Consider the following 13,479-nt stretch of genomic DNA (forward strand, 5'->3'; position numbering starts at 1 on the left):
GAGCGCCTCGGCGTCGCCGGCCGCCGCCCGGGGGTCGTCCACGAAGCGCAGTTGGACGTCCCGCCAGCGGTCGCGGAACCCCTGGGCCGTCAGCGAGTCGAAGAGGCTCGCCGGCTCGGCCGCCACGGTGGAGCCAGCCGGTCGGGCGGTTCCCGCCGAGGTGAGGGTGCCGGGTTGACCGGCAGTGGCCGGGCCCGCAACTCCGGCCGCCGACGGGTCCGTCCGGACAGCTCCGGGCGCGGCGGCCGCAGCGGTGACAGTGGTGCCGCGGCGGTGCAGTTCGGCGGTCGGATCGGCCCGCAGACCCTCACGGTCGCCCTCCTCGGCACCGTCGCCCGGGCGGGCCGTCTGCTCCTCCCGGGCGTCCGGCTCGTCCTCCGGCCGTGGGCTGGCCAGCGCCGACGCGGCGACCGCGCCGGCCACCGTGGGGGCGCCGAACGCGGTCGGCACCGGCCCCGGCTCGTGGAAGCCGCCCTCACCGGCGTCTCGTTCCGCGGTGCGGGCGACGCGGGTGTCGTCGTCGGCGTCGGTGCGCCCGGTCCGGTGGCCGTCACCGGCGACCGACGGGTCGTCGAAGGTGCCCCGGTCGTCCAGCGCGTCCTCCGGCACCTCCGTCCGGCCGCTGTCGGGCGACACGGGTACCGGGGTGGACCGGACGGCCTCGGTGCGGTCGTTGCTCACCTGCTGCTTGTCCTGGCGCATCGCGGTGCCTCCTCAACGGTTGGTGGCGTCGTGGGACTGCTCCAGCCGGTGCCCGCCCGGGTCCCTGCCCTCCGGCTCGCGCGGCTCCAGGTGGTCTTCCTGCGGCTCACGCGGCTCCAGCTGGGCCTCCTGCTCACGCGGCTCGGGGTGCGCTTCCTCCGGTCGGCGCTGTTCCGGTAGCCGGGGGCGCACCGGCTCCTCGCCGAGCAGGTCGGCGAAGAGCGCGCGGTAGTGCACGACGGCCTGCCGCAGCTCCTCGGTACCGGCCTCGCCCCGGGTGTTACGCAGGTGGATCTCGTGCGCGTCGCGGTAGTGGGTCAGCGTGCGAGCGTGCTCGACGGAGAGATGGGCGATCTGGTTGGAGAAGTCACCTGTGGGGTACCCGCGCTCGGCGATCAGCCGGGTGACCAGTTCGTCCGCCTCCCCGACGGTATCGGCCGGGGAGTCGATGAAGCGGGCCTGGAGTTCCTCCCAGGCGGCGGCGTACCGGGCCCGGGAATCCGGAGAGAGCGGGGTGAGCGACAGCTCCGAGTGCCGGCGTTCGCGCTCCCGCAGTTCCCGCTCGGCGGCGGCGCGACTGTCCCGTTCGGCGACCATCCGGTCGTACTCCGGGCCGATCCGCAGCGAGCGGCGGCGGGCCAGTGACCGGGCGGCGACGGCCACCGCCACGACCACCAGTACGGCGATGACGATGACGATTATCTGCGTGGGCGACATGGCTCCTCCTTCGTCACCCGGTATTCCCTCGGCTCACTGATCGCCAATCCCGATCCGCCGCACTTTTCCTGGGCGATCCGTTCGGCCGCGGCACGCCGGTACGTCGTCATCGCCCTGCTTGTCCGGTTTCATCCTCGTCGGGTGATCGGCGCGAGCGGGCCCGGGGGTAGAGACAGAAATTTGACTCGTTCCAAGAAGGTCGCCGGACCGAGTTCCCAGGACGTCGCCTGGGTGAGGGCCCTTCGGCCGCCCCGGGGCGGTGGATCGTCCAGGCCCGGCTCCACATCGGAGCGTTGTGGTGACCGCAACGGGCGGTAGTGCATCTCGTCTTGATTACGTATCCTGCCCAAGGCGCCCGTGCCGGTGCCCGGCGCCGGCGCCGGGAGGCTGCCCGGCGAAAGCGCTGCCCGGCCGTCGCCGGCGCTCCTCCTGCCATACCGCCCGGGCGAGGTCCGATGAGAACGCGCGACTGGCCGATCCGCTCGAAGCTGACGGCGCTGGTTGTCGTGCCGGTGACCGCCCTGCTGGCGCTCTGGATCTTCGCGACCACGCTCACCTTCGGACCGGCCCTCGACCTGCTCGCCGCCCGCACGTTCCTCTACGACCTGGGTCGACCCGGCGAAGCGGTCGTGGCCGAGCTGCAACGGGAGCGCCGACTCACCGTCGTGCAGCTGGCCGGCACCGAGCCGCTGGCCGCCCTCGCCGAGCAGCGGGAGCGGACCGACCGGGCGCTCGCCGAGCTGCGCCGCCGGGTCGCGGGCGAGGAACTGCGGGACGCCGCCGACGCGTCGCTGGAGGCGCGCATCGATCAAATGGTCACCGCCCTCGACGCGCTCCCCGCCGGTCGGGGCTTCATCGACCAGCGGAAACTGGACCGAGCCGGCGCCTTCGGCCTCTACAACGGAATGATCGCCTCGGCGTTCCAGGCGTTCTCCGCCACCGCGACGCTGCCCGAGCCGGACCTCAACCGGGAGGCGAGCGCATTGACCGCGCTCGGCCGGTCCCGGGAACTTCTGGCACAGGCCGACGCCCTGCTGAGCGGGGTCGTGACCGCGGGACGGTTCGCCGAGGGGGAGCACGCCCGGCTGGTACAGATCATCGGCAACCAGCGCTTCCTCATCGAGGACGCGGTGGCCGACCTGCCCTCCGCCGAGCGGGCCGCCTACCAGCGCCTCACCGAGCAGGCCGACTTCGCGCGCCTGCGGGCGATGCAGGACAACCTGGTCGCCGCGGATCCCCGGGCAGTGCCCACCGTGGACCCGGCCCGCTGGCAGGCCAGCTACGACGAGGTCGAGCGGCAGCTGCGGGAGTACGAGCTGGACGCCTCCGACGGGCTGGCCGACCGGTCGGTGCCGACCGCCGTCCGGATCCTCATCCGGCTCGCCGTCGCCGGAGTACTCGGGCTGGTCGCCGTCGTCGCCTCCGTGCTGGTTGCGGTACGGGTCGGCCGCACGCTGGCCCGCCGGCTCAGCGGCGTACGGACCGCCGCCCTGGAACTCGCCGAACAGCGGTTGCCGGAGGTGGTCACCCGGCTGCGCCGTGGCGAGCAGGTGGACGTCGGCCGCGAGGCGCCGCCCCTGGAGTACGGCGACGACGAGATCGGCCAGGTCGGCCGCGCGTTCAACGAGGTGCAGCGCACCGCGATCCGGGCGGCGGTCGACGAGGTCACCCTGCGGCGAGGGCTCAACGAGGTCTTCCTGAACATCGCCCGGCGCAGCCAGAGCCTGGTGCACCGGCAGCTCGCCCTGCTCGACCGGATGGAGCGGGACACCGAGGATCCCGACGAGCTGGCCGAGCTGTTCCAGGTGGACCACCTCGCCACCCGGCTGCGCCGGCACGCCGAGGACTTGGTCATCCTGGCCGGTGCCGCCCCCGGCCGGGGCTGGCGCAATCCCGTCGCGGTCGTCGACCTCGTTCGGGGGGCGATCTCCGAGGTCGAGGCGTACGACCGGGTGGACATCGTCGACGTGCAGCCGGCCGGCGTGCTCGGGCGGGCGGTCGGCGACGTGATCCACCTGCTCGCTGAACTGGTCGAGAACGCCACCGCCTTCTCTCCGCCGGCCACCCGCGTCAGCGTCAACGGTCAGCGGGTGGCCAACGGGTACGCCCTGGAGGTCACCGACCGTGGCCTGGGCATGTCCGACGTCGCTCTGGAGGAGGCGAACCGGCGGCTGTCCCGCTCGCCCGAGTTCGACCCGGCCGAGAGTGCCCGGCTCGGGTTGTTCGTGGTGGCGCGGCTCGCCGCGCGGCACGCCGTACGGGTGAACCTGCTCCGTTCGGCGGCGGGCGGGATCACGGCCGTGGTGCTCGTCCCGACCGACCTGATCACCGACGAACCGGCCCCGGGCGTGGGCGACGTCGTGGGCCGTGCGCCGGACCGCCGCCGCGCCGTCGTGCGGAGCCGCGCGACGCTCCGGCCCCGGGCGGCCGCGAGCCGCCGCCGCGACCCCGCGCCGGATCCGGTGGCGACGGCCGTCGGGCCCGCCGCCGTGACGGCGGAGGGTCTTCCGACGCGCGCGGCGGCACCGGCCCGGGCCATCGAGGCGCCGCCGCCGGCGGCCCCGGGCGACGTGGACGGCCTGCCCAGGCGGGTCCGCCAACGGCCCCCGTCCGCCCGCGCCCCGCACCCGGCCGACGACCCGCCGACGCCGCGCACCCCCGAGGAGGTACGCCGGGTGATGTCGGCGCTGCAGGCGGGCACGGCCCGGGGACGCGCCGCCGGGGCGACCCGCCCCGCACCTCGTACCGCCCCCGACCCGGCCCCGTCGTCCGACACTCCGGCGGCCGGCGGAGAACCGACCGAGACTGAAAGGGATGCCTAGTGCAGCAATCGACGAAGCAGAGCGCCGATCTCGACTGGCTGCTCGACGATCTGGTGCAGCGGGTACCGGCCGCCCGCGAGGCGGTGGTGCTGTCGGCGGACGGGCTGCTCCTCGGGGCGAGCGCCGACCTGGATCGGGCCGATGCCGAGCACCTGTGCGCCCTGGCCTCCGGTTTCGCCAGCCTGGCGCGCGGCGCGAGCCGCCACGTCGACGGCGGACCGGTGCGGCAGACGGTGGTGGAGATGGAGTCGGCGTACCTCTTCGTCACCGCCGCCGGGCAGGGCGCCTGCCTCGCGGTCGTCAGCGAGGCGGACGCGGACCTGGGCCTGGTGGCGTACGAGATGGCGATGCTGGTCATCCGGGTGGGCGAGTACCTGACAGCGCCGGCCCGGCCGACCGCGGGTGCCGCCGATGCTGACTGAGCCGCCCGGACCGCAGCACGAGTGGCTGGACGACGCGGCCGGCCCGGTCGTCCGTCCCTACACCCTCACGGGCGGCCGGGTCCGTTCCGCCGCGGACGGGTTCGACCTGGTCGCGTTCATTCTGGCCGGGCCGCACGCGAACGCGGCCGATCCGCAGCTGGCGCCGGAGCATCGGCGACTCGTCGAGCTGACCCATCGGCCGGTGCCGGTGGCGGAGTTGGCGGCCGAGTTGGATCTCGCGGTCGGCGTCGTCCGGGTGCTGCTCGGCGACCTCCTCGCGCGCGGCCTGATCGCGGTGCACGAGCCGCTGTCCATGTCCTCCATCCCCGACGACGACATCCTCAAGGCGGTGGTCAGTGGACTCCGTGCGCTATGACCCGACGGGCACCGGCACCCGGGTCCCCCTGGCGTTGAAGATCCTCGTCGCCGGTGGGTTCGGCGCCGGCAAGACGACGTTGGTCAGCGCGTTGAGCGAGGTCCGACCGTTGCAGACCGAGGAGATCCTCACCGGCGCGGGGGCCGACACCGATGATCTCTCCGGGGTGGAGGGCAAGGCGACCACCACTGTCGCGATGGACTTCGGCCGGATCACCATCAACGACGACCTCCAGCTCTACCTGTTCGGCACCCCGGGGCAGGACCGCTTCTGGTTCCTCTGGGACGAGCTGGCCTTCGGAGCGCTCGGTGCGGTGGTGCTCGCCGACACCCGCCGGCTGGCCGACTGCTTTCCCTCGATCGACTACTTCGAGCAGCGTGGCATTCCGTTCGTGGTGGGAGTGAACTGCTTCGACGGCTCCCGCCGTTTCGACCTGCCGACCGTACGCCGTGCGCTGGACCTCGATCCGGAGGTGCCATTGGTGCTCTGCGACGCGCGGGACCGGCAGTCCGGGAAGCTGGTGCTGATCAGCCTGGTCGAGCACGTGGCCCGGCAGCGGGGTGAGCCGGTACCCGTGGCCTGAGCCGTGCCGATGGGCGCCGCCGCCGGAGCTCGCCGTTCGGCTCGATCGCCCGGCAGAAGTCACTCGTTGATGACTGACCCGGCCGGCGCCGGGGAAGGTCTCTGGTTGGATTTGACGGAGGCGTCGGCGAAGGGCGGGATCGGTGAACGGTCGGGGCGAGGTGGTCCACATCGGCTGCTACACGGCGGAGAGCGGTGGGCGCGGCACCGGGATCATGGCGGCTCGCCGCGATCCGGCGTCGGGCGCGTTGACACTGCTGGACACCGTTGCGCCGACCGCCTCGCCGTCCTTCCTCGCCCGCCACCCGAGCCTGCCCGTGCTGTACGCCGTGAACGAGCTGCCGGACGGGGCGGTCAGCGCGTGGCGGGTCGGGTCCGCGGGCGAGCTGACGGCGTTGGCCACTCGGGCCACGGGTGGTGGTGAGCCGTGCCACCTGGCCGTGCTCCCCGGCGGCGGGTACCTCGTGGCCGCCAACTACGCAGGCGGCAGCGTGACCGTCTTCCCGCTCGATTCCGCGGGGGTTCCCGGCGAGCGCAGCGACCTGGTGGTGCACGAGGGGCACGGCCCCGATCCGCGGCGGCAGGACCGGGCGCACACGCACATGGTCTCCCCGGATCCCGCCAACGGTCCGCTGCTCGCGGTCGACCTCGGAACCGACTCGGTCTACCGGTACGACCTGGACGGGGCCACCGGACGGCTGGTGCCCCGAGCGCCGCGGGTGCACGCGGTGGCCGGATCAGGCCCGCGACACCTGGCCCGCCACCCGGACGGGCGGCGCTGTTACCTGGTCGGCGAGTTGGACGGGACGGTCACCGCGTACGAGTTGACCGCCGACGGGTCGCTGCACCAGCGCATCCGCGTCGAGGCGAGCGGACGGCCCGGGCACGTGCAGCCGTCGGAGATCGCGGTGCGGCCGGACGGGACTTTCCTCTACGTCGCCAACCGGGGCGTCGGCACCATCGCCGTCTTCGACCTGCGGGGTGACCGACCGGAACTGGTGGGCGAGGTGGACACCGGTGGGGAATGGCCCCGCCACTTCGCGTTGTTCGGTGCGCATCTCTACGTGGCGGACGAGCGGGCGCACATGGTCCGCACGTTCTCGGTGGACCGATCGACGGGCGTGCTCGAGGCGGTTGGTGAGCCGCTGTCGGTGCCGAGCCCGACGTGTGTGCTGCCCTGAGCCGGGCGCGATTCGATCATTCAGCCACACCACGGGGCCGGGCGATCACAATCCGTTGCTAAACGTTGATCAACTGTTTCTCCTGCGTAACTTTCGTACGAACGGTTATGGCAGTTCAGGGAACGGGTACGCAAGATTGTCTGCGTGTCTGCAGGCCGCCATCGCATGCGTTCGAAGATTCCCGGAGTCGCCGCCGCCGCATCGGCGACGGCGCTCGTCGTTGTTGCGGCGGGTGCCTGGTTTGGTTACCGAGAGTTGATACGACCATCCTGTTCAGGGCAGATCCAGCTCTCGGTGGCGGTGTCCGCCGAGCTGGCCCCCGCAGTCGACGCCGCCGCCGGGCAGTGGGTGAAGGACGGCGCAGCGGTGGGAGGTACCTGCATCGCGGTCAACGTCAGCGCCAGCGAGCCGGTCGACGTCGCCGCGGTGGTAGCCGGTAAGCACGGCGCGGTCCTGGCCGGTGTGGGTCAGGCCAGCGGTACGGCCGTCGCACCGGACGTCTGGATCCCGGACTCGTCGACCTGGCTGGTGCGACTCAAGAAGGAGGCGACGGCGTTCGCGCCGACCAACGGCGCCTCGATCGCACGCAGCCCGGTGGTCGTCGCGATGCCCCAACCGATCGCCAGCCGGTTGGGCTGGCCGAACGCGAAGCTGAAGTGGACCGACCTGCTCAAGCAGGTCAACAGCAGCAAGCCGCTCTCCACGGGCATCGTCGAACCCACCCGCGACGCGGCCGGACTCTCCGGACTGATGTCCTTGACCGCCGCGGCGGGCGGTGCCAGCGGCGACCAGCAGACCACGGTCGGTGCGTTGCGTGCCCTGGCGACAGGTCGTTCCGCCCTGCGGAACGACCTGCTCGCGCGGTTCCCGAAGTCGACCGACCCGGCGGCGATCGCGAGCGGGCTCGGCGCGGCGGCGCTCTCCGAGGAGGACGTCATCGCGTACAACAAGACGAAGCCTCCGGTCCCGCTGGCCGCGCTCTACCTGGAGCCGGCGCCGGCTCCGCTGGACTACCCGTTCGCCGTACTGCCCGGCATCGAGCCGGACAAGGCTTCGGCCGCACGGGTGCTCTTCGAACTCCTGACCACCGCCGATTTCCGGGACCGGCTGGCCGCGCTGGGCCTGCGGGCGCCGGACGGCAACTACGGTGCCGGGTTCGAGGCGCCGGAGGGCGCTCCCGGCCCCGCCGAGTCGCCGGCCACGCCGAGCGGCGGCGGAACGGCGGCCGGCGGGCTGGACGGCGACTCGATCGACCGCGTCGTGTCCAGCTGGTCCATCGCCACCCAGACCGGCCGGATGCTCGCCGTCATCGACGTCTCCGGCTCGATGAAGGCGGAAGTGCCGGCCGCCAACAACCGCAGCCGGGAAGAGGTCACGGTCGAGGCCGCCCGCCGTGGCCTCGGCCTCTTCGACGACTCGTGGTCGATCGGTCTCTGGACCTTCTCCACGAATCTGGTCGGCAGCCGGGACTACCGGGAACTGGTGGGCATCGCGCCACTCTCCGGCAACCGGGGCAGACTGGAGTCGGCGTTGAGCACCATCCGGCCCTCGAACGGTGACACCGGCCTCTACGACACCATCCTCGCGGCCTACAAGACGGTGCAGGGCGACTGGCAGGCGGGCCGGGTGAACTCGGTGGTGCTCTTCACCGACGGCAAGAACGACGACAAGTCCGGCATCTCCCAGGCGAAGCTGCTCGCGGACCTGAAGCGGCTGGCCGATCCGGAGCGGCCGGTGCAGGTCATCCTGATCGGTATCGGGGACGGCGTCAGCAAGGCGGAGCTGGACTCGATCACGAAGCAGACCGGTGGCGGAAGCTTCGTCGCCAAGAACCCGACCGAGATCGGGGGCATCTTCCTGAAGGCCATCGCGTTGCGCCCACCGGCGCCGCGCTGACCCGCCGGACAGCAGACCAAGGGCCCGTCGTACCGAGAAATCCGGTACGGCGGGCCCTCTTCCGTCGGTACCGACGGCCGGGAAAAGTGACGGCAATATGTCGAAAGCAATCGGCCGCCATGGTTGTCAGGGAGGATGTCGACGTGCCCCGGCGCCGTCGGCCCCTGCCCGGCCCGATGTCGACCCGGGGCCGTCCTGAGCGAAGTGGGAGGGCTGGTGACCTCGGCTACGCTGTTGACCCCTGCCAGGACGCCGTGGACCCCGGAGGGCGCCCCGTCCGGAGCCGCGACCCGCATCGACGAACGGGCCTACATCCGGGTCCTCGTCGTGCTGGACAGCGCCGTCCTGACCATCGCCCTGCTCGTCGGCTACCTCGCCCGCTTCGGTGACGAGGAGCCGAGCGGCTCGAAGGTCCCCTACGTGCTGGTCGCCCCCGGGCTGGTGCTCCTCTGGCTGGTCTCGCTGAAGGCGCTGGGCTGCTACGACGACCGGGTGATCGGCTACGGCGCGGACGAGTACCGCCGGGTGAGCACCGCGAGTCTGCGTCTGGCCGGCGGGATCGCCATCGTCGGCTACGTGGCCGACGTCGGCGTGTCCCGGGGCTTCCTGGCGATCTCGTTCGCCGTCGGCACCCTGGGCCTGGAGGTGGCCCGGTTCGCCGCCCGGAAACGGCTGCACCGGGCGCGTTCGCGCGGAGGCGGCTGGTCGCGCAAGGTCCTGGTGGTCGGCGACACCGCGCACGTGCTGGAGTTGGTGCAGACCCTGCGGCGTGAGCCGTACGCCGGCTACCACGTGGTCGGGGCCTGCATCCCGGACGCGTTGCTCGCCCCGGTGCCCCAGCGGCTCGGTGACGTGCCGGTGGTCGGATCCTTTCGGGGCATACCCGAGGCGGCCGCCGCGATCGGTGCGGACACGGTCGCCGTCACCGCGTCCGGCGAGCTGACCGCCACGCGGCTGCGCCGGCTCGGCTGGCAACTCGAGGGCACCGGGGTCGACCTGGTCGTCGCTCCGGCGCTGACCGACGTCGCCGGTCCCCGTATCCACACCCGTCCGGTCGCCGGCCTGCCACTGATCCACGTCGAGGCGCCGGAGTTCCGAGGCACCCGCAAGCTGGTCAAGGGTTTCGTCGACCGATCCGCCGCCCTGGTCGCGTTGACCCTGCTGCTGCCGATCCTGGCTGTCATCGCGCTGGCCATCCGGTTGGACAGCCGCGGTCCGGTGCTGTTCCGCCAGACCCGGGTCGGCCGGGGTGGCGGCGAGTTCGGAGTGTGGAAGTTCCGCACGATGGTGGTCAACGCCGACGCTCTGCTGGCCGAGCTGACCGCCCGCAACGAGACCGACGGCCTGATGTTCAAGATGCGCGACGACCCGCGGGTGACCCGGGTCGGCCGGCTGCTGCGCAAGTGGTCGCTGGACGAGCTGCCACAGCTGGTCAACGTCCTGCTCGGCCAGATGAGTCTGGTCGGTCCCCGACCGCCGTTGCCGTCCGAGGTGGCCCGCTACGACGGAGACGTGGCCCGTCGGCTGCTGGTCAAGCCGGGCATGACCGGGCTCTGGCAGGTCAGCGGCCGGTCCGACCTGAGCTGGGAGGACGGCATCCGCCTCGATCTCTACTATGTGGAGAACTGGTCGCTCGCGGCCGACCTCACCATCCTCTGGAAGACCTTCGGCGCGGTGGTCAACGGTCGCGGGGCGTACTGAGCGGGCGGGTCAGGGCTGCCAGCCGGTCCAGTCCACGCACACGACGACGGCGTCGTCGACCAGGTCGCCGGCCACGAACGCGCGCAGGTCGCCGAGGAGTGAACGGACCGCGTTCAGCGGCTCCATGGGCCCGGTACGACGGAGGAAACGCTCCATCGCCATCTCGCCGTAGCGGCCGTGCTGGCCGACCGCGTCGATCACCCCGTCGCTGAGCACGAAGAGCCGCTCCCCCCGGTGCAGCGGGAAGCGCTGCTCCCGGTAGTCGGTCGCCTCGAACATGCCGAGCGGGAACTGGGCCTCCAGCTCCTGGCCGGTGACGTCGCCGTCGCGGACGCGTACCAGCCGGGGGGATCCGGCGTCGACGGCCGTCATCACTCCACTGCGCAGGTCGAGCTCCAGCAGCAGGGCGGAGAGGTACTGGTCACCCCGGTACAGGTCGTAGATCGCCTGGTCGGCCAGAGCGGCCTGGTCGGCCAGGGCGAGCCGGGCCCGGCGGGCGTTGCGCAGCGCGCTGGTGGTCAGCGCGGTCAGCATCGACGCCGCGACGCCCTCACCCATCCCGTTGATGACGGCGATCCAGAGCCGCTCCCCGTCGTCGGACCAGTCGAAGCTGTCGCCCCGCACCGCGTACGCCGGCTCCAGCTGCCCGGCCAGACTGAACGCGGGTCGGGTGCGGCTGCGCCCGGGCAGCAGCTCCCACTGAATCTCCGCGGCGAGGGTCAGGCGTCTACTGCGGCGGGCGGTGCGGTAGACGTCGGTGCCGGCGGCGACGGCGGCCAGTTCGTGCGCGAGCGTGGTGGCGATCTCGGCCAGCTCGTCCCGTACGGCCGGTTCGTCGGGCACCGGGGCCAGGCGCAGGACGCCACGCTGCTCGCCCCGCATGGTCACCGGGAAGTATCCGGTCGTGCCGTCCAGCACCGGCTCCTGATGATCGAAGCAGCGCCAGGCGGGATGCCCCGGAGTCGTGATCCCCGCACCCGCGCCGAGTGGTAGCAGGACCGCGAGCCGGTAGTCGACCTGGAAGAGTTCGGTGGCGGTGATCCCGTACCGCTCGGCGAGGACGTCGGCGACCGCATCGACCAGCCGGTGGGCCGGCGCGACGATGAGGGCCTCTCGTGCCTGATTGGCCGGTTCGTTCACTCCCACTCCTCGCTCAGCGGCTCGTTCGCCGGGTCTGCGGAGTACTCTCGGGCCACCATGGCCGAACTGCACGATCCACGGGACTCCGCGCTGAGTACCGCCGCCGCACTGGACGCGGCGGCGGGTGCACTACTCACCGTATGGGAAGCGGCGCGGGAGCGGACGACCAGCCGCGTCTCGGGCGCCCAGTTGCGCGCGGTGATGGTGATCGAACAGCATGACGGGATCAACCTGCGCCGGCTGGCCAGCCGGCTGGACATGTTGCTCAGCTCGGCCAGCCGGCTCTGCGACCGCCTCGTGGCCGCCGGGATGCTGGAGCGTGAGCCGGGACGGCTCGATCGTCGGGAGATCGCGCTGCACCTCACCCCGGAGGCCCGCCGTCTCCTCACCGAACTGCGGGAGGATCGGCGCGAGCAGCTCGCCCGCATCCTTTCCGGGATGACCGCGCAGGGGCGGGAGGCGCTGCTGCACGGCATGCGCGAGTTCGACGAGACCGCTCGCCGGCAGGAGGCGGAGTCCGCGCCGATGGAGCCGGTGCCGGTCCGGCCGGACGCGTTCGACGGCGACGACGCGCCTCTGCCGGCGCCGCGCGACTGGTCGGACGGGTCACCGGTGGCGCGTACGGCCTGACCGGCCGCACGCCGGGTGGCTTTACGCCCGGGTCGGTCGGGTCCGCCCGCCGCGGGTCGCTCAGCCGGTGCGCGCGAGCCAGCCAGCGGGCCGCGCGATGATCCGGCGGACCACCGAGCCGGCCGCACCGACCGCGGCGGCGTCGGCGCCGAGAGCCGCCGGTCGTACGGTGACCGGTGACCAGGCGGCGGTGAGCACCCGGCGGGAGATCTCGTCGAGCACGGGTGGGCGCAGCCACGGGGTGAGCGGGGCGTAGCCGCCGCCGAGCACCACGGTGTCCAGGTCGAGCAGGTTCACCACCGAGGCGACCGCGATGCCGAGCGCGGTGCCGGCCTCGTGCAGCGCGCGTAGCGCGTCCACCGAGCCGGTCTCAGCGAGTTCGGCCAGCCGGACGGAGGCCGTGTCGGCCGGCAGGTCGGCCCGGTCCAGCCCGGCGGCGGCCAGGATCGCCTCCTGCCCGGCGTACTGCTCCAGGCAGCCGCGTCCGCCGCAGCGGCAGGCCCGCCCCGCGGAGTGGACCGGGATGTGCCCGATCTCGCCGCTCCATCCTCGGGCGCCGCGGAAGAGGTCGCCGTCCAGCACGATGCCGGCGCCGATGCCGACCTCCCCGGAGATGTGCAGGAAGCTGGCCGGCCCGCCGGGGCCGGCGTGCAGCTCGCCGAGCGCGGAGAGGTTCGCCTCGTTGTCGACCACGATCGGGGGCACGCCGTCGACCCGTTCGGTCAGCGGGGGCAGTGCGGCGAGCAGCGCCGGCACCGGGACGTCCCGCCAGCCGAGGTTGGGCGCGAGTCGGACCGTGCCGGCGTCGTCGACCAGCCCGGGCACGCCGAGTGCGGCCCCGGCGAGGGTGAGTCCCTGCGACGCGGCCTCGGCCCGGGCCTGACCGGCCAGCTCGACCAGTCGGTTGAGTGCGTCGGCGGGGGAGATCGGCCGCAGGTCGGCGCGGTGCACGGTGTGGTGCCGTACCCGGCCGGCGAGGTCGACCACGCAGACGGCCAGGTAGTCGACGTTGATCTCCAGCCCGAGACCGGCCGGCCCGTTGCCGGCGAGCACCAGCCTGCGGGCCGGGCGTCCCGCCCCGGAACGCGGCGCCGGTTCGGCCTCGGTGACCAGCCGGCCGGTGATCAGGTCCTCGACGACCGCGGAGACGGTGGCCCGGGTGAGACCGGTCTCGGTGGCGAGGACGGCCCGGGACGGCGGGCGGTCGGCGGCGGCGATCCGGTCGAGCACCACGGCGAGGTTGAGCTCACGCAGGCTGCCCTGGCGGACCGCGCCGACGGGACCGGGGGTAGGGGTCACCCCTTGACAGT

General features: G+C 73.0%; 11 protein-coding genes and 1 pseudogene. 8 read left to right on the forward strand and 4 right to left on the reverse strand.

Features of this window, described 5'->3' with window-relative positions:
• Positions 1-207: 207 nt before the first annotated feature.
• Positions 208-468, reverse strand: a pseudogene (locus AB0F98_RS08120) (hypothetical protein); the annotation flags it as partial.
• A 246-nt stretch (positions 469-714) separates the two neighbouring features.
• Positions 715-1,419 (reverse strand): hypothetical protein, encoded by a 705-nt coding sequence (locus tag AB0F98_RS08125; protein WP_357730485.1) that lies wholly within the window; start codon positions 1,417-1,419, stop codon positions 715-717.
• Between the two features lie 455 nt (positions 1,420-1,874).
• Between AB0F98_RS08125 and AB0F98_RS08130 the strand changes: the two genes are divergently transcribed.
• The 7 genes from AB0F98_RS08130 (at position 1,875) to AB0F98_RS08160 (ending at position 10,399) form a co-directional block, all read left to right on the forward strand.
• Positions 1,875-4,241: a nitrate- and nitrite sensing domain-containing protein gene (locus AB0F98_RS08130; RefSeq protein ID WP_357730488.1), complete on the forward strand. Its 2,367-nt coding sequence runs from the start codon at positions 1,875-1,877 to the stop codon at positions 4,239-4,241.
• Positions 4,241-4,663, forward strand: a complete 423-nt coding sequence (locus tag AB0F98_RS08135) for a roadblock/LC7 domain-containing protein (protein WP_357730491.1) — start codon at positions 4,241-4,243, stop codon at positions 4,661-4,663. Before AB0F98_RS08130 ends, AB0F98_RS08135 begins: the two co-directional genes overlap by 1 nt.
• Positions 4,653-5,039, forward strand: coding sequence for a DUF742 domain-containing protein (locus AB0F98_RS08140; protein ID WP_357730494.1), 387 nt, complete (start codon positions 4,653-4,655; stop codon positions 5,037-5,039). Before AB0F98_RS08135 ends, AB0F98_RS08140 begins: the two co-directional genes overlap by 11 nt.
• A complete protein-coding gene (locus tag AB0F98_RS08145; RefSeq protein ID WP_357730498.1) occupies positions 5,020-5,622 on the forward strand; it encodes an ATP/GTP-binding protein in 603 nt (200 codons plus the stop codon). Before AB0F98_RS08140 ends, AB0F98_RS08145 begins: the two co-directional genes overlap by 20 nt.
• Positions 5,623-5,764: 142 nt before the next feature.
• Positions 5,765-6,802 carry a lactonase family protein gene (locus tag AB0F98_RS08150; RefSeq protein WP_357730501.1) on the forward strand — a complete coding sequence of 346 codons (1,038 nt, stop codon included), beginning with the start codon at positions 5,765-5,767 and terminating at the stop codon, positions 6,800-6,802.
• A 144-nt stretch (positions 6,803-6,946) separates the two neighbouring features.
• On the forward strand, positions 6,947-8,698 hold the full coding sequence (locus tag AB0F98_RS08155) for a substrate-binding domain-containing protein (RefSeq protein WP_357730504.1): 1,752 nt from the start codon (positions 6,947-6,949) through the stop codon (positions 8,696-8,698).
• A gap of 216 nt (positions 8,699-8,914) precedes the next feature.
• Positions 8,915-10,399, forward strand: a complete 1,485-nt coding sequence (locus AB0F98_RS08160; RefSeq protein WP_357730507.1) for a sugar transferase — start codon at positions 8,915-8,917, stop codon at positions 10,397-10,399.
• 9 nt (positions 10,400-10,408) lie between these two features.
• Here the strand turns inward: AB0F98_RS08160 and AB0F98_RS08165 are convergent, their stop codons facing one another.
• The gene (locus AB0F98_RS08165; protein WP_357730511.1) at positions 10,409-11,539 is read right to left on the reverse strand and encodes a PP2C family protein-serine/threonine phosphatase; all 1,131 of its coding nucleotides are present in this window, start codon (positions 11,537-11,539) and stop codon (positions 10,409-10,411) included.
• A gap of 57 nt (positions 11,540-11,596) precedes the next feature.
• Here AB0F98_RS08165 and AB0F98_RS08170 point away from each other — a divergent pair, with 57 nt between their 5' ends.
• Positions 11,597-12,169 carry a MarR family transcriptional regulator gene (locus AB0F98_RS08170; protein ID WP_357730514.1) on the forward strand — a complete coding sequence of 191 codons (573 nt, stop codon included), beginning with the start codon at positions 11,597-11,599 and terminating at the stop codon, positions 12,167-12,169.
• Between the two features lie 60 nt (positions 12,170-12,229).
• On the opposite strand, the gene AB0F98_RS08175 is transcribed toward AB0F98_RS08170, so the two are convergent.
• Positions 12,230-13,468, reverse strand: a complete 1,239-nt coding sequence (locus tag AB0F98_RS08175) for an ROK family protein (protein WP_357730517.1) — start codon at positions 13,466-13,468, stop codon at positions 12,230-12,232.
• Positions 13,469-13,479 lie beyond the last annotated feature (11 nt).

This window comes from Micromonospora sp. NPDC023737 (assembly GCF_040639715.1).
Lineage (GTDB): Bacteria > Actinomycetota > Actinomycetes > Mycobacteriales > Micromonosporaceae > Micromonospora.

Excerpts from the sequence above, each read along its gene's own strand:
- AB0F98_RS08125 (WP_357730485.1), bottom strand. The coding sequence starts at position 1,419 with ATGTCGCCCACGCAGATAATCGTCATCGTCATCGCCGTACTGGTGGTC.
- AB0F98_RS08130 (WP_357730488.1), top strand. The coding sequence starts at position 1,875 with ATGAGAACGCGCGACTGGCCGATCCGCTCGAAGCTGACGGCGCTGGTT.
- AB0F98_RS08140 (WP_357730494.1), top strand. The coding sequence starts at position 4,653 with ATGCTGACTGAGCCGCCCGGACCGCAGCACGAGTGGCTGGACGACGCG.
- AB0F98_RS08170 (WP_357730514.1), top strand. The coding sequence starts at position 11,597 with ATGGCCGAACTGCACGATCCACGGGACTCCGCGCTGAGTACCGCCGCC.